The 24,313-nt window shown below is 74.0% G+C and carries 18 protein-coding genes; 7 read left to right on the forward strand and 11 right to left on the reverse strand.

Translation table 11 applies throughout. The features are described 5' to 3' along the window. The first annotated feature begins 20 nt into the window (after window positions 1-20). Both LN042_RS26210 and LN042_RS26215 read left to right on the forward strand, forming a co-directional pair. Window positions 21-710 (forward strand): RDD family protein, encoded by a 690-nt coding sequence (locus LN042_RS26210; RefSeq protein ID WP_230053839.1) that lies wholly within the window; start codon window positions 21-23, stop codon window positions 708-710. Window positions 711-789: 79 nt separating this feature from the next. After that, window positions 790-1,224: an RDD family protein gene (locus LN042_RS26215; RefSeq protein ID WP_230053840.1), complete on the forward strand. Its 435-nt coding sequence runs from the start codon at window positions 790-792 to the stop codon at window positions 1,222-1,224. 72 nt (window positions 1,225-1,296) lie between these two features. Here LN042_RS26215 and purH read toward each other — a convergent pair whose 3' ends face one another. Together purH and purN are read right to left on the reverse strand one after the other, a co-directional pair. Then, window positions 1,297-2,877, reverse strand: coding sequence for a bifunctional phosphoribosylaminoimidazolecarboxamide formyltransferase/IMP cyclohydrolase (gene purH / locus LN042_RS26220; protein WP_230053841.1), 1,581 nt, complete (start codon window positions 2,875-2,877; stop codon window positions 1,297-1,299). A 69-nt stretch (window positions 2,878-2,946) separates the two neighbouring features. Then, entirely contained in the window at window positions 2,947-3,654 is a 708-nt protein-coding gene (purN, locus tag LN042_RS26225) for a phosphoribosylglycinamide formyltransferase (RefSeq protein WP_372495822.1), read from the reverse strand. A gap of 391 nt (window positions 3,655-4,045) precedes the next feature. Here purN and LN042_RS26230 point away from each other — a divergent pair, with 391 nt between their 5' ends. Beyond that, the gene (locus LN042_RS26230) at window positions 4,046-4,750 is read left to right on the forward strand and encodes a hypothetical protein (protein ID WP_230053843.1); all 705 of its coding nucleotides are present in this window, start codon (window positions 4,046-4,048) and stop codon (window positions 4,748-4,750) included. A 28-nt stretch (window positions 4,751-4,778) separates the two neighbouring features. On the opposite strand, the gene LN042_RS26235 is transcribed toward LN042_RS26230, so the two are convergent. The 6 genes from LN042_RS26235 to LN042_RS26260 all read right to left on the reverse strand — a co-directional run bounded on the left by LN042_RS26235 (window position 4,779) and on the right by LN042_RS26260 (window position 13,355). Further along, window positions 4,779-6,149 (reverse strand): cell division protein PerM, encoded by a 1,371-nt coding sequence (locus LN042_RS26235; RefSeq protein WP_230053844.1) that lies wholly within the window; start codon window positions 6,147-6,149, stop codon window positions 4,779-4,781. Window positions 6,150-6,306: 157 nt separating this feature from the next. Beyond that, a complete protein-coding gene (gene sucD / locus LN042_RS26240; protein ID WP_230053845.1) occupies window positions 6,307-7,200 on the reverse strand; it encodes a succinate--CoA ligase subunit alpha in 894 nt (297 codons plus the stop codon). Between the two features lie 18 nt (window positions 7,201-7,218). Next, window positions 7,219-8,391 (reverse strand): ADP-forming succinate--CoA ligase subunit beta, encoded by a 1,173-nt coding sequence (sucC, locus tag LN042_RS26245; RefSeq protein WP_230053846.1) that lies wholly within the window; start codon window positions 8,389-8,391, stop codon window positions 7,219-7,221. A gap of 242 nt (window positions 8,392-8,633) precedes the next feature. Beyond that, window positions 8,634-9,806, reverse strand: coding sequence for a VWA domain-containing protein (locus tag LN042_RS26250; RefSeq protein WP_230053847.1), 1,173 nt, complete (start codon window positions 9,804-9,806; stop codon window positions 8,634-8,636). Between the two features lie 13 nt (window positions 9,807-9,819). Next, a complete protein-coding gene (locus LN042_RS26255; RefSeq protein WP_230053848.1) occupies window positions 9,820-12,186 on the reverse strand; it encodes a DUF5682 family protein in 2,367 nt (788 codons plus the stop codon). Window positions 12,187-12,254: 68 nt separating this feature from the next. Further along, window positions 12,255-13,355, reverse strand: coding sequence for an ATP-binding protein (locus tag LN042_RS26260; RefSeq protein ID WP_230053849.1), 1,101 nt, complete (start codon window positions 13,353-13,355; stop codon window positions 12,255-12,257). Window positions 13,356-13,558: 203 nt separating this feature from the next. Between LN042_RS26260 and LN042_RS26265 the strand changes: the two genes are divergently transcribed. Genes LN042_RS26265 through LN042_RS26275 form a run of 3 tightly spaced genes read left to right on the forward strand, consistent with a single transcriptional unit; the run spans window position 13,559 to window position 17,062 of the window. After that, entirely contained in the window at window positions 13,559-14,125 is a 567-nt protein-coding gene (locus LN042_RS26265; RefSeq protein WP_230053850.1) for a Uma2 family endonuclease, read from the forward strand. 34 nt (window positions 14,126-14,159) lie between these two features. Beyond that, the gene (locus tag LN042_RS26270; RefSeq protein WP_230053851.1) at window positions 14,160-15,479 is read left to right on the forward strand and encodes an SWIM zinc finger family protein; all 1,320 of its coding nucleotides are present in this window, start codon (window positions 14,160-14,162) and stop codon (window positions 15,477-15,479) included. After that, entirely contained in the window at window positions 15,476-17,062 is a 1,587-nt protein-coding gene (locus LN042_RS26275) for a DUF5691 domain-containing protein (protein ID WP_230053852.1), read from the forward strand. The genes LN042_RS26270 and LN042_RS26275 overlap by 4 nt, the downstream gene beginning before the upstream one ends. A gap of 148 nt (window positions 17,063-17,210) precedes the next feature. Here the strand turns inward: LN042_RS26275 and icmB are convergent, their stop codons facing one another. The 3 genes from icmB to LN042_RS26290 form a co-directional block, all read right to left on the reverse strand. Next, window positions 17,211-17,618, reverse strand: a complete 408-nt coding sequence (icmB, locus tag LN042_RS26280) for a coenzyme B12-dependent isobutyryl CoA mutase small subunit (protein WP_230053853.1) — start codon at window positions 17,616-17,618, stop codon at window positions 17,211-17,213. Window positions 17,619-17,783: 165 nt separating this feature from the next. Next, window positions 17,784-20,381 carry a DNA helicase PcrA gene (gene pcrA, locus LN042_RS26285; protein WP_230053854.1) on the reverse strand — a complete coding sequence of 866 codons (2,598 nt, stop codon included), beginning with the start codon at window positions 20,379-20,381 and terminating at the stop codon, window positions 17,784-17,786. A gap of 55 nt (window positions 20,382-20,436) precedes the next feature. Beyond that, entirely contained in the window at window positions 20,437-21,414 is a 978-nt protein-coding gene (locus LN042_RS26290) for a glycosyltransferase family 2 protein (protein ID WP_230053855.1), read from the reverse strand. 445 nt (window positions 21,415-21,859) lie between these two features. On the opposite strand from LN042_RS26290, the gene LN042_RS26295 reads away from it, so the two are divergent. Then, window positions 21,860-24,289 (forward strand): hypothetical protein, encoded by a 2,430-nt coding sequence (locus LN042_RS26295; RefSeq protein ID WP_230053856.1) that lies wholly within the window; start codon window positions 21,860-21,862, stop codon window positions 24,287-24,289. The last annotated feature ends 24 nt before the right edge of the window (window positions 24,290-24,313 follow it).

Below are 24,313 nucleotides of genomic sequence, written 5' to 3' on the forward strand. Positions count from 1 at the left end.
GTCTGCCCGGAGGCTTCACCGTGTCCTACCCGCCCGACCCCAACAATCCCTACGGACAGCAGCAGCAGCCGTACGGCGTGCCGCAGCAGCCGTACGCGCAGCCTCCGGGCTACGGCTACCCGCAGCAGCAGGCGGCGCCGGCCTACGGCTATGCGCAGCCGCAACCGGCGTACGGCTACGCGCCGGTGCCGCCGCCGGTGCTGGCGGGCTGGGGCTCCCGGGTGGGTGCCTGGTTCATCGACGCCCTGGTCACGGGACTGCCCGGGATGATCTGCTACTTCATCGGCGCCGCCATGGTCGTGACGTCCATCCACACCGCCACCAGCACCGGCGACTGCCCGACCTACGACCCGAGCGACCCGAACTCGGTGCCCTGCATCCCCACGTTCCACACCACCGCCTCCAGCGGGCTCAGCGGCGGCGGCCTGGCGATCATGGGCGTCGGCTGGCTGATCAGCCTCGGGCTGCTCATCTGGCAGCTGGTCAACGAGGGCAGCACCGGCCAGACCCTGGGCAAGAAGGCGCTCAACATCCGTCTGGTCCGCGAGCACGACGGCCGCACGCTGGGCTTCGGCATGGCGTTCGTCCGCAAGCTCGCGCACGTCCTGGACAGCTTCCTGTGCGGCCTGGGCTTCCTGTGGCCGCTCTGGGACGACAAGAGCCAGTGCTTCGCCGACAAGGTCACCAACAGCCTGGTGATCCGCGCCTGACCGCGCCCCACGTCTCCGGGGCCGCACCGCCGGCGCCCGGCATCCGCACCATTCCACCGTTCATGCGCAGGGGAACACCATGAGCAACCCGTACCAGCCGAACCTCGACCCCAATTACGTCTACACCCCGCAGCCCCCGGCCCCGGTGCTGGCCGGCTGGCCGCTGCGGTTCGCGTCCGGCCTGGTCGACCTCGTCATCACCGCGGTGCTGGCCGGGATCGCCAGCCTGGCCGGCCAGGCCCTCGGCTACGTGGTCGAGTTGATCGTCCTGGTCGTCTTCGGCTTCCTGGAGGGCACCCGCGGCCAGACCCCGGGCAAGATGGTGGTCGGGCTGCGCACCGTGAAGCTCGCCGACGGCACCGTGCTCGGCGCCGGCCTGGGCATAGGCCGGCGCATCCTGCACCTGCTGGACGCCATCGCCTGCTTCATCGGCTACCTGTGGCCGCTGTGGGACGAGAAGCGGCAGACCTTCGCCGACAAGCTGGTCAGCAGCGTGGTCATCAAGGTCCAGTAAGCGCGGGGCGGTTCAGCCCGAAGGGCCTCGGGATCGGCGATCCCGAGGCCCTTCGGTCCTCCTCGGGTCCGGTCAGTGGAAGAAGTGCCGGGTCCCGGTGAAGTACATGGTCACGCCGGCCGCCTTGGCCGCCTCGACCACCAGCTCGTCACGGATAGACCCGCCCGGCTGCACGATCGCCCGGACGCCGGCGGCGATCAGGACCTCCGGGCCGTCCGGGAACGGGAAGAAGGCGTCCGAGGCCGCGTACGACCCGGCGGCCCGCTCCCCCGCGCGCTCCACCGCGAGCTTGCAGGAATCCACCCGGTTGACCTGGCCCATGCCGACGCCCACCGAGGCACCGTCCTTGGCCAGCAGGATGGCGTTGGACTTGACGGACCGGCAGGCCCGCCAGGCGAAGGCCAGCTCGGCCAGCTCGGCCTCGTCCAGCGCCTCGCCGGCGGCCAGCGTCCAGGTCGACGGGTCGTCACCGGGCGCGTCCACCTTGTCGACCTGCTGCAGCAGCACGCCGCCGCTGATCCGGCGGGCCTCCAGCCGCTCGCAGGGCGCCTCGGGGGCGCGCAGGATGCGCAGGTTCTTCTTCTTGGTCAGCACCTCCAGGGCGCCGTCCTCGTAGTCGGGGGCGACCAGCACCTCGGTGAAGATCGGGGCGATCTGCTCGGCCAGCGCCGCGGTGACCGTGCGGTTGACCGCGATCACGCCGCCGTAGGCCGAGACCGGGTCGCACTCGTGCGCCTTGCGGTGCGCCTCGACCACGTCCTGGCCGGTGGCGATGCCGCACGGGTTGGCGTGCTTGATGATGGCGACGGCGGGCTCGGCGTGGTCGTACGCGGCCCGGCGGGCCGCGTCGGTGTCCATGTAGTTGTTGTAGGACATCTCCTTGCCGTGCAGCTGCTCGGCGCCGGCCAGGCCGCCGGTGCCGTCGACGTAGAGCGCGGCCTTCTGGTGCGGGTTCTCGCCGTAGCGCAGCACGTCGGCGCGGTCCCAGGTGGCGCCGAGGAAGGCGGGGAACGACTCCTCGGACTCGGTGTAGCCGGAGGTCTCGAACCACCGGGCCACCGCGACGTCGTAGGCGGCGGTGTGGGCGAACGCGGCGGCCGCCAGGCGCTTGCGGGTCAGCAGGTCGAAGCCGCCCCCGTTGACCGCCTCGAGCACGTCCGAGTAGCGGGCCGGGTCGACCACCACGGCCACCGACGGGTGGTTCTTGGCGGCGGCGCGGACCATCGACGGACCGCCGATGTCGATCTGCTCCACGCACTCGTCCGGGGTGGCGCCGGAGGCCACGGTGGCGGTGAACGGGTAGAGGTTCACCACGACCAGGTCGAACGGCTCGACACCGAGCTCGGCCAGCTGCGCGCGGTGCGACTCCAGGCGCAGGTCGGCGAGGACGCCGGCGTGCACCCGCGGGTGCAGGGTCTTGACCCGGCCGTCCAGGCACTCCGGGAAGCCGGTCAGCTCGGAGACCTCGGTCACCGGCACCCCGGCGGCGGCGATCCGGCCGGCCGTGGATCCGGTGGAGACGATCGCCACCCCGGCGGCGTGCAGGCCCTGGGCCAGCTCCTCCAGCCCGGTCTTGTCGTACACGCTGATCAGGGCGCGACGGATCGGGCGGACGTTCTCGGAGACGGGAGGGGTGGCGTGGGTGGCACTCATGCTCCCACCTCGCTGCGCTCGGCGGGCGCTTCGCGCAACGCGCACCTTCTGATGTTCCGTTCGCTGCGCTCACTCATGTGCCGGGATCCATACCTTTCGGTCTTCGATGCGGTGACCTTCGCGGGCCAGGCGGCCCACGACGTCGACGAGCAGCTGGCGCTCGACGGTCTTGATGCGCTCGTGCAGTGCTTCGCCGCCATCGGCGTGGTCGGCGTCGAGCACCTCGACGACGCCCTGCGCGATGATCGGCCCGGTGTCCACGCCGGCGTCGACCAGGTGGACGGTGCAGCCGGTGACCTTCACCCCGTAGGCGAGGGCGTCGGTGACGCCGTGGGCACCGGGGAAGGCGGGCAGCAGCGCGGGGTGGGTGTTGACGATCCGGCCGCCGAAGGCGGCGAGGAACCGCGGCCCGAGGATCTTCATGAAGCCGGCCGAGACCACCAGGTCCGGCTGCCGCTCGGCGACGGAGGCGGTCAGCGCGGCGTCCCAGTCGTCCCGGTCCGCGTAGTCCTTGACCCGGTGGACGAAGGTGGCGATGCCCGCCCGCTCGGCCCGCTCCAGTCCGGCGATCGACCCCCGGTCGGCGCCCACCGCCACGATCTCGGCGCCGTACGCCGGATCGGCCGCGGCGTCGATCAGGGCCTGCAGGTTGGTGCCGGAACCGGACACCAGGACGACCAGCCGGGCCGGACGGCCGGACGGGGGCGGGAAGACGGGCGAGGGTGCGGCGGCCACGGGCGCGGGTCTCCGTATGTCGGGTGCCGTCCGCTGGTACATCCACCCGGTGGTGGGGCCACTGCGGACAGGCGGGAGGTCGGCGGTCGTCGGGGCCCCCGGCCCAAGGCCGGGGAGGATGCCGGTGCGCACGCGGCGCTGCGAGGCCCGGGAACCTGGGTGAGCTGCTGACCGTCACCACGATAACGGCTGGTTGAACGCGGGTTGTACCTGGGATTTGCTTGACGCGCGTAGACGAACGGCGTCGGCGCTGCCGGGGCCCCGTCCGGCCCGGCCGACCGTTCCGAGCACCCCGCTGCCCCGGTCCGACCCCGGTCAACGGCAGGCCGACCGCACGGGTGTGGACGGCTGCGGGATCATGGGTCGCGGCGCCCGCGCGCGGGGGCCACCAGACGGGCGGTGACGCCCCCCGACGATGAGGACCCGGACCGACATGAGCAGCGGCAACAGCAGCGACGAGCGCAACCCCTTCGCGCCGCCGCCCCAGGACGCCCCGGAGCAGCCGTGGCAGCCGCGCCTCCCGCAGCAGGCGGGCAACTCCGGAGGCGGTCGGGCCGACGGTGACGGCGAGGACGGCGGGGAGCAGCCGGACAGCGGGCCGGGCCGCCCTCCGGTGCCGCCGCCGCACCCGTGGAGCCCCAACTGGCAGGGCGGTGGCGGTCCCGGATGGCCGGCTCCGCCGCAGGGGCCGCCGCAGCCGAAGTTCGACCCCACCGACCCGGTGCACCGGCGCGCCCGGTACGGCCTGACCAGCGGCATGGCGGCGCTGTTCAGCGGCCTCTACGGCTTGCAGGAGCTGGCCCTGCTGTTCGGGGCGCTGGCGCTCTACTGGGGCATCAGCGCGCTGCGCCGCACCGGCACCCGGGAGCCGGCCGCCGGCGAGCCGGGCAACCCGACCGCCACTGCGCCGGCCGGCTGGCCCTACGCCCAGCGCAGCCGCCCGCAGGTGCCGGCCGCGCTGGGCGGTCTGCTCACCGGCGGTGTGGCGGTGGCCCTGGTGCTGGGCTCCTTCCTGCTGCAGCTGGCCTACCGGCCCTACTACACCTGTGTGAACGACGCGCTGACCGTGCAGGCCACCCAGAGCTGCGACAACCTGGCCCCGGCCTGGCTGGTGAGCGCGACCGACCAGCAGAACTGAGCCGGCGCCGGTCGGCGGCGGCATCCCGTCACCGCCCCGCCGTCGCCCACTCACCGTCCGCCTCCCCCGCGCGGGCCCGGCGCAGCAACCACCAGCGCACCACCGGCGCCCCGGGGACGGCGAGCAGCAGGCACCACGCGGCGGCGGCCGGGCCGCAGCCGGCGGCCGGGCCGAGCCGCGCCATCCGGCCCGCGCCCAGTGCGCCGCCGGCCAGCCAGCCGGCCACCGCCACCCCGGCGGCCAGCAGCAGCGCGACCGCCGCCGCGGTGCGGGCGGTGGTGGCGTTCGACCAGGGCCCGTCCGGGTCGGAGTCCGGGTCGCCGGCGCCGTCCGGCGCCGTTCCGCCCGCCGCGGCGGCCCGCCCCAGCAGCGCGGCCACCGTCAGGGCGGCCAGCACCGGCACCGCCTGGGTCAGGTGCTGCCAGGCCGACCCGGACTCGGGGGTGAGCACCAGCAGCGGGAAGTCGGGCACCGGGCCGGGGTGCGCCCGACCGGCGGCCACCAGGCTGTCGCCGCCCAGCCAGAAGCCCGGGCCGAGCGCGTAGCCGACCGCCCAGAGCGCCGCGTTGGGCAGCACCAGCAGGCAGCAGAGCAGCAGTCCCAGCTGCCCGGCGAGGCTATCCGCGGCCACCTCGCGCACCACCACCTGGATGGCGACCGAGTGCACCGCGGCGGCGGCGGCCAGCAGCAGCGCACCGCCGGCCAGCAGCACCAGCAGCCCGGCACCGGCCGTCGGCAGCAGCACCCCCGCCGGCAGCGGCCGGCAGTGCTCCAGCCAGGCCCGCAGCCGGCGCGGCGACGCCTCCTGCGGCTCCCCGTCCACCGCCGGCGCGGGCACCAGCGGTCCGCGCCGCAGCCAGGCCGCCAGGCGCCGTCGCCCGGCCCGCCACCAGGCGGTCCCCCGGCGGGCGCCCAGGCAGGCGGCCGACCCGGCGAGCGCGGCGGCGGCCAGCAGGTCGGGCAGCGGCTGGGCGCGCAGCGCCCCGGCGCCACGGCAGCCGAGCGCGACCGGCAACGCGACCGCGAGGTAGCCCGCGCAGAGCGCCCCGCAGGCCGCCGCCGTGCGACCGGGCGGCGCCTGGGCGGCGACCCGGGCGGCGGCCTGCGCGATCAGCAGCACGCAGAGCGCGGTGAGGGTCAGCGGGGTGACCGAGAGCGGCGCGCCGCCCGGTTCCCGGACCAGCGGCCCGCCGTGGGCCAGCAGCCACACCGCGCCGGTCAGCCGCGCCGCGTCCGTGACGCCGTCCTGCGGCGGGGCCGAGAGCAGCCAGCAGCACAGCACCGGGACGCCGGTGACCGCGAGCCCGAGCAGCGCCGCCTTGGCCCCGGCCGCCGCCGGCCCGCGGCCCGGCCGGGTGGCCGGGAACAGGGGTTGACGGCCGGTCAGATGGTGCGTCATGCCGCCATGGTCCACCCGGCGCCCGCGCCACTGCGCGCACCGGCCGTCGTGTCCCAGTAGGTCCGATGATCCGTCAAAGGCTCGACCGGCCCCGGACGGCAGTGCGCCCCGGACCAACCGGTCCGGGGCGCACTGCCGGTGCGTCAGCTGGTGCGGATCAGCCGGCGAGCTTGCCGTAGAGCTCGCGCGCCAGGCGCGCGGTCTCGGACGGGGTCTTGCCGACCGCGACACCGGCGGCCTCCAAGGCCTCCTTCTTGGCGGCCGCGGTGCCCGAGGAGCCGGAGACGATGGCGCCGGCGTGGCCCATGGTCTTGCCCTCGGGGGCGGTGAAGCCCGCGACGTAGCCGACGACCGGCTTGGTCACGTTCTCCTTGATGAAGGCCGCGGCCCGCTCCTCGGCGTCGCCACCGATCTCACCGATCATGACGATCAGCTTGGTCTCCGGGTCGGCCTCGAACGCGCGCAGCGCGTCGATGTGGGTGGTGCCGATGACCGGGTCGCCACCGATGCCGACGGCGGACGAGAAGCCCAGGTCGCGCAGCTCGTACATGAGCTGGTAGGTCAGCGTGCCGGACTTGGAGACCAGGCCGATCGGGCCCGACTTGGTGATGTCGGCCGGGATGATGCCCGCGTTCGACTTCTCCGGGGAGATCAGGCCGGGGCAGTTCGGGCCGATGATCTGGGTCTTGTTGCCCTTCTCGCCGGCGTAGGCCCAGAACGAGGCGCTGTCGTGCACCGGGACGCCCTCGGTGATCACCACGGCGAGCGGGATCTCGGCGTCGATCGCCTCGACCACGGCGCTCTTGGTGAACGCCGGCGGCACGAAGATGACGGTGACGTCGGCACCGGTCTTCTCCATGGCCTCGGCGACGCCGCCGAACACCGGCACCTCGGTGCCGTCCACGTCAACGGTGGTGCCGGCCTTGCGCGGGTTCACGCCACCGACGATCTTGGTGCCGGAGGCGAGCATGCGGCGGGTGTGCTTCATGCCCTCGGAGCCGGTCATGCCCTGGACGATGACCTTGCTGTCCTCGGTAAGGAAGATAGCCATGGTTGTAAGTCCCCTTCCTTACTTGTTGGCCAGCTCGGCGGCGCGCTCGGCGGCGCCGTCCATGGTGTCCACCTGCTGCACCAGCGGGTGGTTGCGGTCGGTGAGGATCTTGCGACCCAGCTCCGCGTTGTTGCCGTCCAGGCGGACGACCAGCGGCTTGGTGACGGCCTCGCCCTTGGCCTCCAGCAGCTCCAGGGCCTGCACGATGCCGTTGGCGACCGCGTCACAGGCGGTGATGCCACCGAAGACGTTGACGAAGACCGACTTGACGTCGGCGTCGCCCAGGATGATCTCCAGGCCGTTGGCCATCACCTCGGCGGAGGCGCCGCCACCGATGTCGAGGAAGTTGGCCGGCTTGACGCCACCGTGGTTCTCACCGGCGTAGGCGACGACGTCCAGGGTGCTCATCACGAGACCGGCGCCGTTGCCGATGATGCCGACCTCGCCGTCCAGCTTGACGTAGTTGAGGCCCTTGGCCTTGGCCTTGGCCTCCAGCGGGTTGGCCGCGGCGTGGTCGACCAGCGCCTCGTGCTCCGGCTGGCGGAAGTCGGCGTTCTCGTCCAGCGAGACCTTGCCGTCCAGCGCGATGATCGTGCCGTCACCGGTCTTGACCAGCGGGTTGACCTCGACGAGGGTGGCGTCCTCCTTGATGAAGACGGTCCACAGCTTCTGCAGCACCTCGACGACCTGGTCCGCGATCTCGGCCGGGAACTTGGCGGCCGCGACGATCTCGCGGGCCTTGGCCTCGGTGCAGCCCTCGTTCGCGTCGACAGCGATCTTGGCGAGCGCCTCGGGGTTCTCCTCGGCGACGACCTCGATCTCGACGCCGCCCTCCTTGCTGGCCATCGCCAGGAAGGTGCGGTTGGCGCGGTCCAGCAGGAAGGAGACGTAGTACTCCTCCTTGATGTCCGCGGTCTGGGCCAGCATCACCTTGTGGACGGTGTGGCCCTTGATGTCCATACCGAGGATGGCCCCGGCCTTGGCGACGGCGTCGGCCGGGTCGGCGGCGAGCTTGACGCCACCGGCCTTGCCACGGCCACCGACCTTCACCTGAGCCTTGACGACGGCGCGGCCGCCGAAGCGCTCGGCGATCGCGGCAGCGTCCTCGGCCTTCTCGATGACCTCGCCGTCCAGCACGGGCACGCCGTGCTTGGCGAAGAGGTCCCTCGCCTGGTACTCGAACAGGTCCACGTGTGTTCGTCCTTGTTCGTGGTCGCGGATTGTGTCTCTACGAGCGTGCCACGGCAGGATCTTCGCTGCGGGTCGTCGGGGCGGTGCGGGTACGCAGAAGATACGGCCTTGCGGCCCACACAGCCACGGGCGCACACGTCAATCAACACGCGCGTCACGTCCGTCTGGCAGGTTATCCCCGTGGGACGGGACTCCTTCACCCGGGACGGTTCCGTGCATGGTGAGAACCGTCACAACGAGTGTCACTCGCCGTACCCCCGATCCTCCAGGGCGGCGGCCATCACCTCGGGGAACGCGTCCGGGGTGCAGGCGAAGGCCGTCACCCCGAGCGCGGCCAGCGCGGCGGCCCGTCCGTGGTCGTGGGCGGGGGCGCCCTCGTCGGAGAGCGCGAGCAGCACCACCACCCGCACGCCCGCCGCGGTCAGCTCCGCCACCCGGCCGAGCATCCCGTCCCGGGCGCCGCCCTCGTAGAGATCACTGATCAGCACCAGCACGGTGTCCGCCGGACGGGTGATCCTGGACTGGCAGTAGGCCAGCGCCCGGTCGATGTCGGTGCCGCCGCCGAGCCGGGTCGCGAACAGCACGTCGACCGGGTCGGCGAGGTGCTCGGTCAGATCGACCACCGAGGTGTCGAACACCACCAACCGGGTGGCCAGGGCCGGCATCGAGGCCAGCACCGCGCCGAACACGGCCGCGTGGACCACCGAAGGGGCCATCGAACCGGACTGGTCGACGCAGAGCACCACCTCCTTGGCGGCGGCGCGCCGGGCCCGGGCGTAGCCGACCAGGCGCTCGGGCACCACTGTGCGCCGCTCGGGCAGGTAGTGCTTCAGGTTGGCCCGAACGGTGCGGTCCCAGTCGATGTCGTGCGGACGCGGGCGGGCACCGCGGGCACTGCGGTCCAGCGCGCCGGTCAGCACTGCCCTGGTCCGGTCGGCCAGCCGCCGCTCCAGCTCGGCCACCACCGCGGCGACCACCTCCCGGGCGCTGCGGCGGGTGCTCTCCGGCAGCGCCTGCCTCAGCGTCAGCAGGGTGGCGACCAACCGGACGTCCGGCTCGACGGCGGCCAGCACCTCCGGCTCCAGCAGCAGCCGGTCCAGGCCCAGCCTGGTGATCGCGTCCTGCTGGAGCAGCCGCACCACGCCGGTCGGGAAGTAGCTGCGGATGTCGCCCAGCCAGCGGACCACCTGCGGAGCGCTGCCGCCCAGACCGGCGGTGCGGCGGCCCCCGGGCTCGCCGGCGGTCGACGGCTCGCCGCGGTAGACGGCGGCCAGGGCGCGGTCGACGGCGGCGTCCCGGCCGGTCGGTGTCCATCCGGTGCTCTCCGCCTCCGCGCCGAGCACCAGCCGCCAGCGGCGCAGCCGCCGCTCGTCGTCGGACAGTTCGCCGCCGGGTGCGGGGGTGGGACTGGTCATGCGGGTGCTCCTGTCAGGCGGCGCGGCGGTCGCTCTGCCGGGGGATCCACGGACGGACGGGCGGCGTCGGGGTGCTCGGGGCGTCGGGGTGGGGCCGGAGCAGCCGCAGCACCGTGGCCGTGCCGGCGGCGGCGCGCCGCTCGTCCACGGGCGGGGCGGGCGGCGCCGGTGCCGCGCCGCCGAGCGGGCCGGCGGCGACCCTGGCCCCGACGGCGCGCCGGACGCCCGCCTCCAGGCCGGCGAAGGTGCGCCGCAGCAGCGGGAGCAGCTCGATGAACGCGTCCTCGGGCACCTCGGCCAGCCAGGCGTCCAGCAGCGCGAGCAACCGCGGATCGTGCAGCAGCAGGGCGCCGCCGCCGGCCAGGAAGCCCTCCACCCAGCCCGCGGCGTCGCTCGGGGCGCTCGCCCGGGAGAGCGCGAGCCGCAGCCGCTGCCCGGCCGCGGCCGGGTCCAGCCGCCCGTCGTCCAGCAGCAGCCGCACCGCGCGGCCGCGCAGCAGGCCCGGCACGCCGGTGGCCGCCCCGGCGGCCGGCTCGCACCGGCTGATCCCGGCCAGCGCGGCGGCCCAGCGGTCCGCCACCGACCGGTCGGCCGGTTCGGCGAGCAGCCCGATGGCGGTGTGCACGGCGTCGATCCGCCGGCGCATGGCGGCGGCGCCCTCGGCGTCCAGTCCGGTGCAGGCGGGGGCCAGGCCGACGCGGATCCGGTCAGCCAGACTCCGGGCCACACCGTGCAGGGCGCGGGCGTCGGTGCCGCGCACGTCGCCGTAGCGCAGGGCGCGGACCAGGGCCGGCAGGGCGTCGGCCAGTTGTGCGGTGTCGGTGTCCAGGGCGGCGCGGTCGGCGAGCGCGCGCAGCACGGCGGGCAGGGCGTCGGGCAGGGCGGCGACCAGGCACCGCTCGGCCAGCCGGGTGAGGTCGGCGAGCCGCTCGGCCCGCGCCGCCCGCTCGGTCACCTTGGCGGTCGCCGCCGCGGCCACGGTGGTGCCCCAGGCGGCGGCCTCCACCAGCCGGACCGCGAACTCCGGCTCCCAGCGCAGCCGCCAGCTCTCCCGGAAGGTGCCGGTGGAGCGGCCCGGGCCGGTGGTCTCGGTGCCCCAGCCCAGGCCGAGCAGCCGGAGCCGGTGCAGCAGCCGGGAGCGGTCGGCGTCCAGCTCCTTGCGCAGGTCCAGGACGAGCTCGCGCTCCTCGGGCTCCGGGCGCAGCCGCAGCGACCGCTGCAGCCGGGTGAGGTCGCGCTGCAGCGGCACGGTCGGGGTGTCGGGCGGCACCGTGCCGAGCGCCTCGCCCACCACCAGCCGGTCGTGCACCAGGGCCAGGGCCACCTCGGAACCGTCGCAGAGCACCGCCCGCACGGCCTCCATGGTCTCGGCCGGCCCGGCGAGGGGCCGACCGCGCAGGGCGGCCAGGGTCTCGGCGAGCCGGACCGCCTCGATCACCTGGGCCGGGGAGACCGGGTGGTCGGCGGCCCGCAGCAGCTCGGCGGCACGGGCCAGCCAGCCGGCCACGGCGCGCGCCGGCCGGCTCCCGGCGGTCTCGAACAGGTGCTGGTACCAGCCGGGGGACTCGACGCCGGCGCCGTAGCCGGTGTGCTGGGCCAGCCGGCGGTGGGTCCACGGCACCCAGGTGACCTCGGTCCGCACCTTCTTCGGCAGCCCGGCCAGCAGCTCCCGGTCGGCGGTCGCGCTGCCGGGGGCGCTCGCGGTGGCCAGGGCCGGCACGTGCCAGGCGCCGCAGACCACCGCGATCCGCCGGTGGCCCGCCCGCCGGGCGGCGCGCAGCTGCCGGCGCATGAACGCCTCGCGCAGCTGCTCGCGCCGCCCGGCAGGGGCGACCCCGGGCGAGCCCGGGGTCCCCACCGGATCGTCGAACCGCAGGGCGGCCATCGCCTCGGCCACCGCGTGGAAGCAGGCGAGCGGGTCCTCCCCCGGGGCCCGGTGCTCGACCACGTCCTCCCACCAGGCCTCCGCGTCGGCCCGGCCGGCCACCGCGGCCAGTCGGACGATCGGATCGATTCCCCTGCCGTCACCGTGACTTGGCGCGGATTCCGCCCGGTCCAGGGCGAAGCCGGTGGCGGCCGGCAGGTCGATGAACCGGACCGGGACGCCGGCGTCCAGCGCGTGGCGGATCGCCACCCACTCCGGCGAGAACGCCGCGAACGGCCAGAACGCCGCGCGCGCCGGTTCGTCCACCGCGTGCGCCAGCAGCGCGACCGGCGGCACCATCTCCTCCCGCCCCGCCAGGGCGATGATCGGATCCGCCTCCGGGGGCCCCTCCACCAGCACCGCGTCCGGCCGCAGCGCGGCCAGTGCCGCGACCACCGCGCGGGCCGAACCGGGCCCGTGGTGGCGCACTCCCAGCAGGGTCACCTCGCCAGTCATCTTCGTGTTCCTCTCCCCCTGTTTTTCGTTGCTCGGCCGGAGCCCCGGCCGTCCTTCGACCGCCTGGCTCAGTCGGCCAGTTCGTGGGCCGCCCGGTAGAAGTCCTGCCAGCCGTCCCGGTCGCGCAGCACCCCCTCCAGGTACTCGCGCCACACCGCCGGGTCGCTCGTCCGATCCCGAACGACCGCGCCCAGCACGCCGGTTGCCACGTCGGCCGGACGCAGCACGCCGTCACCGAAGTGCGCGGCGAGCGCGAGTCCGTTGGTGACCACCGAGATCGCCTCGGCGGTGGAGAGGGTGCCGGTCGGGGTCCGGACCTTGGTCCGGCCGTCGATGGTCAGGCCGTCGCGCAGCTCGCGGAAGACCGTCACCACCCGTCTGATCTCCTGCGCACCGCCCGGCAGCTCGGGCAGTTCCAGGGCGCGGCCCAGCTGCCCGACCCGTCGGCTGACGATCTCGACCTCGTCGTCGAGCGTCGCCGGCAGCGGCAGGACCACCGTGTTGAAACGGCGGCGCAGCGCACTGGAGACGTCATGCACTCCGCGGTCGCGATCGTTGGCGGTGGCGATCAGGTTGAACCCGCGGACAGCCTGAGTCTCGCTGCTCAACTCCGGTATCGGCAACGTCTTTTCCGACAGCACGGTGATCAGGGCGTCCTGCACGTCGGAGGGCATCCGGGTGAGCTCCTCGACCCTGACGATCTTGCCGTCGGCCATCGCGCGGAGCACCGGCGAGGGCACCAGGGCGGCCCGGCTGGGACCGTTCGCCAGCAGCTGGGCGTAGTTCCAGCCGTACCGCACGGCCTCCTCCGCGGTGCCCGCGGTGCCCTGGACCAGCAGCGTGGAGTCGCCGCTGATCGCGGCCGCAAGGTGCTCGGACACCCAGGTCTTGGCCGTCCCCGGCACCCCGAGCAGCAGCAGCGCCCGGTCGGTGGCCAGCGTGCTCACCGCCACCTCGACGATCCGCCGCGGCCCCACGTACTTCGGCGTGATCACGGTGCCGTCCGGCAGCCGGGTGCCCAGCAGGTACGCGGCCACCGCCCACGGCGACAGCCGCCACCCCGGCGGGCGCGGCCGGTCGTCCGACGCGGCCAGCGCCGCCAGCTCCCCGGCGAACGCCTCCTCCGCGTGGGCGCGCAGGACCGGTGCGGTGGTCTTCTCATCGCTCATTCGAGGGCTCCTCCTCGTCGCCCGACACGGCGGGCACGGTGCCCGGGGTCGGTGGGTGGCTGGGAGCATCACTGCAGGTGGCAGGCGTCGGCGCGGTCGCCGCGACCGGCTTGCGGGAACCACTCTGCACCCAGGGACTGACAAGTCACCGGTGTCGGAGGGTGCCGCGGCTACGATGAAGATGAGCTGGAGGAGGCGCGGAGATGACCGCCATGGCGACGACCAACGCACACGATCTGGTGCGCCTGCTCGAATCGATCCCCGAGCTGGACGCCTACCGCGTCGAGCTCATCGACGGAAAGATCGTGATGCTCCCGTCCGCCGCCCCGTTCCACAACTTCATCCAAGCCAATGCCGCGAGTCAGTTCATCCAACGCGGCTGGTGGGCCATGACCGAGCAGGCCCTGGTGTCCCCGGAGGCCTCGTTCGAGCCGAAGCCGGACATCGCCGTCACCACCCATGAGTTGGCCGCCGACAACCTCAATCCGTTCCCCGCCGAGCGCGCCGCCATCACCGTGGAGATCGTCTCCACCGACCGCGACGGCGACTACGCCAAGAAGCGCTTCTGGTACGCCATCAGCGGCGTCCCGCTCTACGTGATCATCGACCCGAACGACGGTGTCTGGGAGCTGCACTCCGGTGCCCGGGGCGGCGACTACCGGATCGTCGAGCGCGGCGAGTTCGGGGAACCCATCGAGCTGCCCGAGCCGTTCGCGTTCCCCCTCGACACCTCCGCCTTCAAGGTCTACCCGCCCAAGCCGCCGCGCTGACCCGCTGTCAGTCCCCCGCCCTAACGTTCCCTCCATGGACGAACGTTGGAGCACCGACCGGGTCCGCGCGCTGACGTCCGACAGCGCCGTGCTGCGGGCCGCCGAGCGGCTGGCCGAGCCGGCGCCCTGGGCGCTGGCCGGGGCCGGCCGGGGGGCGGTCTGGGGGCTGTGCCGGGGCGGCGGGAGGGCGCCGTACCGGGTGGTGGTCGAGCCGGCCGGGCCCGACTGGCAGTGCGGGTGCGCCGGTCGGCAGCGCCCCTGCCGGCACGTGCTGGGCCTGCTGCTGCTGTGGGCCGCGAGCCCCGAGGCGGTGCCCGGCAGCACCGAACCGCCCGGCTGGGCGGCTTCCTGGCTGGCCGAGCGGGTGCCGAGCCCGCTGGAGGGCACCGCGCACGGCACCGCCCCGGCCGACCCGGCCGCCGCCCGCCGGGCCGAGCGGCGCGCCGCCCGGGTGGCGGCCGGCGCCCAGGAGCTGCGGCTGCGGCTGGCCGACCGGATCCGGCGCGGCCTGGCCGATCCGGGCACCGCGGGCGGCTGGGGAGAGGTGGCGGCCCGGATGGTCGACGCGCAGGCCCCCGGACTGGCCGCCGGCGCCCGCGAGCTGGCCGGGCTGACGGGCGACCAGCAGCTGGCCGGCATCGCCCTGCTGGACCTGCTGGCCGCCGCCTACCAGCGGGTCGACGAGCTGCCCGAGCCGCTGGCCGCCACCGTGCGCACCCGGGTCGGCTTCACCACCGACTCCGCCGAGCTGTTGGCCGGCCGCACGGTCCGCGACCGCTGGCTGGTGCTCGGCAGCCAGGACCTGCCCGACGACCGGCTGACGCAGCGCCGGATCTGGCTGCACGGCACCAAGACCGGCCGTCCCGCCCTGCTGCTGTGCTACGCCCCGCCCGGCCGGCTGCCCGAACTCGCGCTGCCCGTCGGCCGGGTGCTGGAGGCGGAGCTGGCCTACTACCCGGCCGCCGCCCCGCTGCGCGCGGTGCTCGGTGCGTCCTACGGGGTGCCCGAGCCCGGCCCGCTCGACCCGCCGCCCGGCTGCGGCCCCGCCGATGCCGCCGCCGACTACGGCGAGGCGGTCGCCGCCGACCCGTGGCAGACCGCCTGGCCGGTGGTGCTGTCGGAGGTGGCCGTGGTGCCCGGGCCGGACGGCTGGCTGCTGTCCGGCGGTCAACACGCCCTGCCGCTGCACCCGGACACCCCCGAGGCCGCCCGCTGGCTGCTCGCGGCGGTCTCCGGGGGCCACCCGGTGACCGTCTTCGGCGAGTGCGGCCACCAGGGGTTCCGTCCGGTCACGGTGTGGGACGGCACCGGCCGGCCGAGCAGCGTCACCCCGGCGACGGGAGCAGCCGCATGACCGCCGACACCGCTGCCGACCACTGGTCCGCCCTGCTCGGCACCGCCCTGCTCGGCACCGACCGCCGGCCCCTGCCGCCCCCCGCCGGCCCGCCCGCCTACCGCGCGGCGGCCGCCGAGCTGGCCGGCCCGGACCACGCCACCGCCCTGCTGGAGCAGGCGGCGCTGGCCACCGTGCGCCGCCGGGCCGGTCTGCTGCCGCTGCCCGCCCCGACCGGGGCGCCCGTGCCCGCCGCACCCGACCCCCGCCCCGAGCTGCCCCAGGCCGCCGCCCGCCGGCTCACCGTGCTGCTGGCCGGCCGGGGCGGTGGCGGCCCCGCCAACCTCGCCGAGTTGCTGCCGCAGTGGCTGGTCGAGGCCCGCAGTCGCGGCTACCGGCCGCCCGCCGCGTTGGTGCCCGGGCTGCTGGAGGCGGCGCGGGCCAGGAACGAGGTGCGGGCGGACGCGGTGGCGCTGGCCGGACCGCTCGGCCGCTGGCTGGCCGAGCGGAACCCGCAGTGGCGGTTCGTGCTGCGCACCACCGCCGCCGAGTCGCCCACCGAGGCCGACCGGATCTGGCAGGAGGGGCTGTTCGCCGAGCGGGTCACCCATCTGACCAGGCTGCGCCGTCGCGATCCGGCCGCTGGGCTGGCGCTGCTGACCGGCAGTTGGGCGCGGGAGCGGGCCGAGGACCGGCTGCTCTTCCTGGACGCGCTGCAGGAGGGTCTGAGCCTGGCCGACGAGCCGTTCCTGGAGGCCGCGTTGGACGATCGCAGCAAGAACGTGCGGGCCACCGCCGCCGAGCTGCTGGCCGGTCTGCCGGGCTCCGCGCTGGGCCGCCGGATGGCCCGGCGGGCGCTGGCCGCCGTGGAGTTGGCCGCGGACGGCAGCCGGCTGCTGGTCACCCCGCCGGGCGAGGTCACGGCCCGGATGCGGCGCGACGGCGTGGCGCCCGACTCCCCGACCGGGCGCGGCGAGCAGGCCTGGCGGCTGGGCGAGGTGCTGGCCGCCACTCCGCTCGACACCTGGACCGGCACCTTCGGCTTGACGCCGGCTCAGCTGCTGGCGCTGCCGGTGGCCGACGCCGCGGACGGCGGGGCGCTGTGGCGCGAGGAGCTGCACGAGGCGTGGGCCCGGGCCGCGGTGCGCCAGCGCGACACCGGCTGGGCCCGGGTGCTGCTCGGTCCGGCGCCGAGGGACGGCCGGCCGGTGCGCGGGGCCGGTGCGCCGGCCAAGCTGCTCGCGGTGCTGCCGCCCGCCGAGCGGGCCGGCTGGACGGCCGCGTTCCTGCGCGGCCACGGGCTGGGGGACGCCTTCCAGCTGCTCGGTGCCTGCGCCACCCCGTGGACGCCGCCGCTGTCCACCGCGGTGGTGGCGGCGCTGGAGCGGGCCGCGGCCTCCGGCGCCTACCCGTGGAGCCACAGCGGGGTGCTCGGCCTGACCGAGCGCTCCTTGGCGCCGGCCACCGCGCCGGCCGTGGCGGCGCTGGCGGCCGACGCCGCCCCCGACACCGCCTGGGCCGAGACCTTCGACCGGCTGGCCCGGACCCTGCGGTTCCGGGCCGCGATGCTCGCGGAACTGGCCGGCCCGGCGGCACCGGGGTGACACCCGGCCGGGACCGACCCGGCGCGGGTGACTCAGCCGGCGTGACGCAGGTTGGCCTCGACCCAGGCGACCACGCCGCTGGTGGGTGACTCAGCCGGCGTGACGCAGGTCGGCCTCGACCCAGGCGACCACGCCGCTGGTGGGTGACTCAGCCGGCGTGACGCAGGTTGGCCTCGACCCAGGCGACCACGTCGCTGGTGGGCGTACCGGGGGTGAAGATGTCCGCCACGCCCATCGCCTTCAGCTCGGCGATGTCCGCGTCCGGGATGATCCCGCCGCAGAACACCTTGATGTCGGCCGCGTCGCGCTCCTTGAGCAGCTCGATCACCCGGGCGCAGAGCGTCATGTGGGCACCGGAGAGGATGGACAGGCCGATGCCGTCCGCGTCCTCCTGGATCGCGGTGTCCACGACCTGCTCGGGCGTCTGGTGCAGGCCGGTGTAGATCACCTCCATGCCGGCGTCGCGCAGTGCGCGAGCGATCACCTTGGCGCCCCGGTCGTGGCCGTCGAGCCCCGGCTTGGCGACCACGACCCGGATCGGGCCAGACACACCCATCACTGCCTCCACGTTAACCAGCAATAACCGACCTGAGGGGAGGTTAGCGCCCGTGCCCCCGGGTCCACCGTCCCCGAGCCAAAGTGATGAGAAAATCACAGCCCAGGACCGGCGGACGAGTCCTGGGCCGTGCGTGGTGCGTGCCGCGGTGTCAGCTCCGACGGGTCACAGCTTCTCCACCGGTGCGTAGCGCAGCAGCAGCACCTTGCGGCCGGCCGAGCCGAAGTCGATGGTGGCCTTGGCCCGGTCGCCGCTGCCGGCCACCTCGGCGACCGTGCCGAGGCCGAACTTGTCGTGGCTGACCCGGTCGCCGACGGCCAGGCCGACCACCTCGCGCTCGGTCATGGTGCGCGCCGACCGGCCCCAGCCGGCCTTCGGCCCGGCCGTGCTGCTCAGGCCGCCGGAGCCGCCCGAGCCACTGCGCGAGCCGCTCGTGGAGAGGCCGCGGGCGGGCGGTACGGCGGCCGCGCCGGTGCGCTTCCACTCCACCAGCTCGGCCGGGATCTCCTCCAGGAACCGGGAGGCCGGGTTGTAGGCGGGCTGGCCCCAGGCGCTGCGCAGCACCGAGCGGGTCAGGTAGAGCCGGTTGCGGGCCCGGGTCAGGCCGACGTAGGCCAGTCGCCGCTCCTCCTCCAGCTCCTTGACCTGGCTGAGCGCCCGCATGTGCGGGAAGATCCCGTCCTCCATGCCGGTGAGGAAGACCACCGGGAACTCCAGGCCCTTGGCGGTGTGCAGGGTCATCATGGTGATGACGCCCTGCCCCTCCTCGTCGTCCGGGATCTGATCGGAGTCGGCGACCAGCGCCACCCGCTCCAGGAAGTCGGCCAGCGAGCCGACCGGCGGCGCGCCCTCCTCGTCGGCGTCCGGCCGCTCCCCCGGGTCCTGCTCGTACTCCAGGGCGACCGAGGCCAGCTCCTGGAGGTTCTCGATCCGGGTCTCGTCCTGCGGATCGGTGGACGCCTGCAGCTCGGCCAGGTAGCCGGTCTCCTCGAGGACGGCCTCCAGGATCGCGGCGGGCCCGGCGCCGGACTCCACCACCTCGCGCAGCGAGGCCAGCAGCGCGTTGAACTTCTTCACCGCGTTGGCGGACCGCGCGGCCATCCCGTACGCCTCGTCGACCCGCAGCAGCGCCTGGGCGAAGGAGATCCGCTCCCGGGCGGCCAGCGCCTCGACCATCGCCTCGGCCCGGTCACCGATGCCGCGCTTGGGCACGTTGAGGATCCGGCGCAGCGGCACGGTGTCCTCCGGGTTGGCCAGCACCCGCAGGTAGGCCAGCACGTCGCGGACCTCCTTGCGCTCGTAGAAGCGCACCCCGCCGACCACCTTGTACGGCAGGCCGACCCGGATGAACACCTCCTCGAAGACCCGGGACTGCGCGTTGGTGCGGTAGAAGACCGCCACGTCGCCGGGTCGGGCCGCGCCCGAGTCGGTGAGCCGGTCGATCTCGTCGGCGATGAACTGGGCCTCGCCGTGCTCGTCGTCGGCGACGTAGCCGACCACCTTCTCGCCGTGCTCGCCGGCCGTCCAGAGCTTCTTCTCGCGGCGGTTGGCGTTGCGCTCGATCACCGCGTTGGCGGCGGACAGGATGGTCTGGGTGGAGCGGTAGTTCTGCTCCAGCAGGATGGTGGTGGCGTCCGGGTAGTCCTCCTCGAACTGGAGGATGTTGCGGATGGTGGCGCCGCGGAAGGCGTAGATCGACTGGTCGGCGTCACCCACCACGCACAGCTCGGCCGGCGGCAGCTCGGCGAGCCCGGCCTGCGCCGGGTTGACGAAGTCGCCGTCCGCGGTGCGCCTGGGCGCGCTGCCGGCCGCGCCGCCGGTCAGCTCGCGGATCAGCATGTACTGGGCGTGGTTGGTGTCCTGGTACTCGTCCACCAGGATGTGCCGGAACCGCCGCCGGTAGTGCTCCGCCGCGTCCGGGAAGGCCTGCAGCAGGTTGACCGTCGTCATGATGATGTCGTCGAAGTCCAGCGCGTTGGCCTCGCGCAGCCGGGCCTGGTAGAGCGCGTACGCCTCGGCGAGCTTGCGCTCCATCGGGTTGGCCGCCTGGGCCGCGTAGCTCTCGTGGTCGATCAGCTCGTTCTTGAGGTTGGAGACCTTGGCGCTGAAGGACTTCGGCGGGAACTGCTTCGGATCGAGGTCGAGGTCCCGGCAGACCAGGGACATCAGGCGCTGGGAGTCGGCCGAGTCGTAGATCGAGAAGCTGGAGGTGAAGCCCAGCCGCTTGCTCTCCCGGCGCAGGATCCGCACGCAGGCGCTGTGGAAGGTGGCCACCCACATCGACCGGGCCCGCGGGCCGACCAGCTGCTCGACGCGCTCGCGCATCTCGCCGGCCGCCTTGTTGGTGAAGGTGATCGCCAGGATCTCCCCCGGGTGCGCGCCGCGGGCGGCGAGCAGGTGGGCGATCCGGTGGGTGAGCACCCGGGTCTTGCCGGAGCCGGCGCCGGCCACGATGAGCAGCGGGGAGCCGGCGTGCAGCACCGCCTCGCGCTGCGGGTCGTTCATCCCCTCCAGCAGCTGCGCCGGATCGACCACGGTGCGGTGCGCCCCGTTGCGGTGGTAGGCGTCGCGCTCCGCCTGGGCCGCGTAGTCGGTCTGGAAGAGGTCGGCCGGGATCTCCTCCTCGTAGCCATGGCCGCCGTACTCCTCCTCGGGAGGCGGCGGCTCCACCGCGAAGTCGAAGGTCACCGCGTCGGCGGGCGCCGGCTTGGCCTCGAAGGGCTCGAAGCCGGGCAGCGGGAGGTCGTCAAAGAGGCTACTCATGGCCCTTCGAGTCTATGGCCCGGCGCCGACAGCACGGGCCGCCCGAGTGCGTGTCTCAGCCGCGAACGCCGACCGAGGAGGCCTGCTCCTGCTTCGCCGAGTCGTAGCCGATGAAGAAGGTCGGGCGCTTCTGCACCGCGGTGTAGATCCGGCCTATGTACTCGCCGAGCAGACCGACGCAGATCAGCTGGATGCCCCCGAGGAACAGCATCGCGACGAACAGCGAGGTCCAGCCGGGCACGGTGTGGCCGGCGATGTAGATCCCCAGGGTCGCGGCGAGCATGCCGAAGCAGCCGAAGAAGCTCGCGATCCCCAGCCAGGTGGCGATCCGCAGCGGCGCCGCCGAGAAGTTGGTGATGCTGTCGACGGCCAGCCGGACCATCTTGCTCAGCGGGTACTTGGTCTCACCCGCGACCCGCTCCTCGCGGAAGTAGCTGACCTGCCCGCTCGGGAAGCCCAGCCACGGCACCAGCAGCCGGTAGACCTGCTGCTGGTCCGGCAGCGCCTTGAGCGCCTCGACGGCGTCCCGGCTGAGCAGCCGGAAGTCGCCCGCCTGGGACGGCACCCGCTTGCCGACCATCCGGCGCATCAGCCAGTAGTAGGCGCCGGCCGTCCAGCGCTTGAACCCGGTGTCGGTGCTCCGGTCCGAGCGGACGCCGTAGACGATGTCCAGGTGCTGAGCCCGCGCCAGGTCCAGCATCTCCGGGATCTTCTCCGGCGGGTCCTGCAGGTCGGCGTCGATGCTCGCCACGTAGGCACCCACCGAGCTGTGCAGACCCGCCGTCAGCGCAGCCTGGTGCCCGGAGTTGCGCCGCAGCTTGACGATGCGCAACTCCGGCCAGGTCAGCCGGATTTCCTCCAACAGCTCGGCGGTCCGGTCGGCGCTGCCGTCGTCCACCGCGACGACCTCGTAGGAAACCTGCGTGCCGTCCAGCGCGGGACGGAGCCGTGCGACGAGGGCCGGCAGGGCGGCCTCCTCGTTGTACATCGGAATGACGACCGACAAGGTCGTCGTGGCTGATGCAGCCGACATTGGTTCCCCGCCTGAGAGTGGTCCAGTTCGATTTAGCCGGGCGAATCCTAACAACAGGATCTCCGCAAGCCCTCACGCGAGGACCACTGGACGATGGCCGCGCTGGACGCGCGGTGGAGTCTGCTCCCCGGGGGGCCGGGACCGGGGAGCCAAGGGCCCGACCCCTGCTGAAGGGCCGCCAGGAACGCCCTGGGTACGGTGTTCGACCGCCTGCTAGCCTGGGAGCTCGCGCAGCACCTTAGACACAACATGTTCGAGGTGTTTGAGCCCGAGCTGGTTCGAGACAGCCGTTTCAGCACCTTACCGGCGCCGGTGCGCCGTGCAACGCCGCCGGCTCGCCATTCAAGCTGTCCCCTCGACGAGGCATCGATGCCCATCATCTCGCTGCGGTACGTGCGGCCGTCAGCTGCGTGAGCGAACCGACTCCCCGGGAGAAGAGAGCCTGATGGGCACGACTCACAACACCTCGTTCCGATCAGGCGCCCGGACCGGACCCGGCACGGCGGGCGGGGCCGCAGGCGCCCGTCGCGGCGAGGCGGGCGGGGCCGTCCTCGGCGCCGTCTGGCGCTTCCTGCCGGCGGCCGCTGCCCTGGCGGTGCTCCTCACTACCCTGTCGGCTTCCGACACTCCGGTCAACTCCATCGCCCGGTACGCCGGTTACGTCGCCTGGGGGGTGCTCCTCCCGGGCACGCTGGTGTACCGGTCACTGCGGCGCACGCCGCACACCCTGGTCGAGGACCTGGCGATGGGCGCCGTGACCGGCCTGGCGCTCGAGCTGGCCGCCTGGGCCGTGTTCGTTCCGCTCCACCTCCAGTCGGTCGTCACGCTCTGGCCCCTGCTGGTCGTCATACCCTTCGCCGCCGTGCCCCGGCTGCGCCGGCACTGGTGGGTGCGCGGGTACCACCGGGTCCCGCTCGGCTGGTCGTGGTCGCTCGCCGCCACCGTCGCCATCACCAGCGGCTACCTCTACCAGGTCTACCTGGTGCGCACGCCGATCCTGCCGCCTGACGACCGGTCACGGCAGTTCGTCGACCTCTCGTACCAGATGTCCCTGGCCGGCAACGCCAAGCACTCCTTTCCCGTGACCCTCCCCCAGGTCGCCGGCGAGCCGCTGCAGTACCACTGGTTCGCCTTCGCGCACGAGGCCATGACGAGCCTGGTCGGTCACCTCGATCTGCCCGTCGTCCAGCTCCGGCTGATGATCCCGGCGCTCTGCGCGCTCACCATGGTGGTCGCCGCGGTGGTCGCCTGGCGACTGTCCGGGCGCGCCTGGGCCGGTCCCATCGCGGGCCTCCTGCTGTTCGCCGTCGGGGAGTTCAACGCGTCGCACGCCATGACGCCGTTCGGTTCGCCGGAGACCACGCTGATGTCCTGGGCGAGCGTCTCGATGACGTACAGTCAGCCGCTGCTGCTGGCGCTGGTCGGAGCCGTCGGTGACGGTCTTCGCAGGCCCGGCACCGGCACCGGCGGGAACCCGGTCCCCGCGCTGGGCCGCGGGTGCTACGCGCTCGCCGCCTTCTTCGCCTTCGCTTCCAGTGCCGCCAAGGCCACGTCGCTGCCGGTCACGCTCGCCGCCCTCGCCCTGACCGGTCTGCTCGGCCTGCTCACCACCCGGCGGATCCCGTGGACGGTGGTGGGGCTCGGCGCCATCGTGGCCGCCGCGCAGCTGTTCTCCACCGCGGTCATCTTCGCCTTCAAGAGCTACGGGCTGGCCGTCGAGCCGCTCTCCAACCTCCAGGGCAGCTGGGCCGACCCGCACCACGCCCGCACCGCCACCAGCCAGCTGGTCGTGGTGGCGCTGGTCTGGTTCGCCTTCCTCATCAACACCCAGCTGCGGGTGGCCGGCGCGCTCCCGCTGCTGTGGCGCAGCCGGCTGAAGCCGGACCCGACGCTGTGGTTCCTGGTCGGCGGCACCGTGGCCGGCCCCGCCATCTACCTGGCCCTCAACGGCTGGAACTCCAGCTACTTCACCCATGCCGGTCTGGCCTTCGGCGTGCTGCTCTCCGCCTGGGGCTACTGCGAGGCCTTCGAACGGGCGGCCCTGTCCCCCTGGGCCAGGACGGCGCTCGGTGCCTTCGCCGCCGCGTTCACCGGCCTGATCGTCTGGGGCGTCTACTACCACGCCGGCGACTGGCAGACCTGGGTGACGACCACCGTGAAGGGCTGGCACCCGACCCGCTCCGGGTTCCTGCGGGCCTTCCTCTCCGGCAACCCCGATGGCAACGGCTCGGCGGCGGGACTACTGCCGATCGTGTCCGCCGGTCTCGCGCTGTGCGCGATCGCCGCGGTCTGCGGCGTGCTGTGGTGGGCTCTCGGCCGGGTGGTCAAGCCGATGCGGCGGCGCGGCGGGATCGTGCTGCTCACCGCCGCGCTGCTGGCGGGCGCCCCGGCGCTGGTCATCGACCTGCCGAAGCCCACCTGGGACATGACCGTCTGGTCGTCGTTCCCGCTGCCCGCCGGAAAGATCGACGCCGCCCGCTGGTTGCGCGACCACAGCCGGCCCACCGACGTGATCGCCACCAACGAGCACTGCTGGTCGCCCGACGACTTCCAGCACCCCGGGTCCCCGTGCACCGACTACCGGGACTTCACGCTGAGCGCCTACTCGGAGCGCTCGGTCCTGGTCGAGGGGTGGGCCTTCGCGCCCCGCGTGATGGCCGGTACCTCGCCCGAGTTCTGGGACCCGGCCCTGCTGCGGATGAACGACGACGCCGTCTACCACCCGACCGCACCCCTGCTCAGCGAGCTGCACGACCGGCACCACGTGCGCTACCTGTTCGTGAACCGGCGGGTCGGCCCCGAGGCCCCGCAGCTGGGCACACTGACCGACAAGGTCTACGACAACGGCCGGATCGCCATCTACGAACTGCGCTGACCCGGGCGGAGCACCGCGGCGCGC

The organism is Kitasatospora humi, from assembly GCF_020907985.1.
In the GTDB taxonomy this organism is placed as follows: Bacteria; Actinomycetota; Actinomycetes; order Streptomycetales; family Streptomycetaceae; genus Kitasatospora; species Kitasatospora humi.

Coding starts and splice junctions, on each gene's coding strand:
- LN042_RS26295 (WP_230053856.1), top strand. CDS start 21,860: ATGGGCACGACTCACAACACCTCGTTCCGATCAGGCGCCCGGACCGGA.
- LN042_RS26265 (WP_230053850.1), top strand. CDS start 13,559: ATGACCGCCATGGCGACGACCAACGCACACGATCTGGTGCGCCTGCTC.
- purN (WP_372495822.1), bottom strand. CDS start 3,654: ATGTACCAGCGGACGGCACCCGACATACGGAGACCCGCGCCCGTGGCC.
- icmB (WP_230053853.1), bottom strand. CDS start 17,618: ATGGGTGTGTCTGGCCCGATCCGGGTCGTGGTCGCCAAGCCGGGGCTC.
- LN042_RS26235 (WP_230053844.1), bottom strand. CDS start 6,149: ATGACGCACCATCTGACCGGCCGTCAACCCCTGTTCCCGGCCACCCGG.
- LN042_RS26255 (WP_230053848.1), bottom strand. CDS start 12,186: ATGACTGGCGAGGTGACCCTGCTGGGAGTGCGCCACCACGGGCCCGGT.
- sucD (WP_230053845.1), bottom strand. CDS start 7,200: ATGGCTATCTTCCTTACCGAGGACAGCAAGGTCATCGTCCAGGGCATG.
- LN042_RS26215 (WP_230053840.1), top strand. CDS start 790: ATGAGCAACCCGTACCAGCCGAACCTCGACCCCAATTACGTCTACACC.
- LN042_RS26290 (WP_230053855.1), bottom strand. CDS start 21,414: ATGTCGGCTGCATCAGCCACGACGACCTTGTCGGTCGTCATTCCGATG.
- pcrA (WP_230053854.1), bottom strand. CDS start 20,381: ATGAGTAGCCTCTTTGACGACCTCCCGCTGCCCGGCTTCGAGCCCTTC.
- purH (WP_230053841.1), bottom strand. CDS start 2,877: ATGAGTGCCACCCACGCCACCCCTCCCGTCTCCGAGAACGTCCGCCCG.
- LN042_RS26250 (WP_230053847.1), bottom strand. CDS start 9,806: ATGACCAGTCCCACCCCCGCACCCGGCGGCGAACTGTCCGACGACGAG.
- LN042_RS26270 (WP_230053851.1), top strand. CDS start 14,160: ATGGACGAACGTTGGAGCACCGACCGGGTCCGCGCGCTGACGTCCGAC.
- LN042_RS26230 (WP_230053843.1), top strand. CDS start 4,046: ATGAGCAGCGGCAACAGCAGCGACGAGCGCAACCCCTTCGCGCCGCCG.
- LN042_RS26275 (WP_230053852.1), top strand. CDS start 15,476: ATGACCGCCGACACCGCTGCCGACCACTGGTCCGCCCTGCTCGGCACC.
- LN042_RS26260 (WP_230053849.1), bottom strand. CDS start 13,355: ATGAGCGATGAGAAGACCACCGCACCGGTCCTGCGCGCCCACGCGGAG.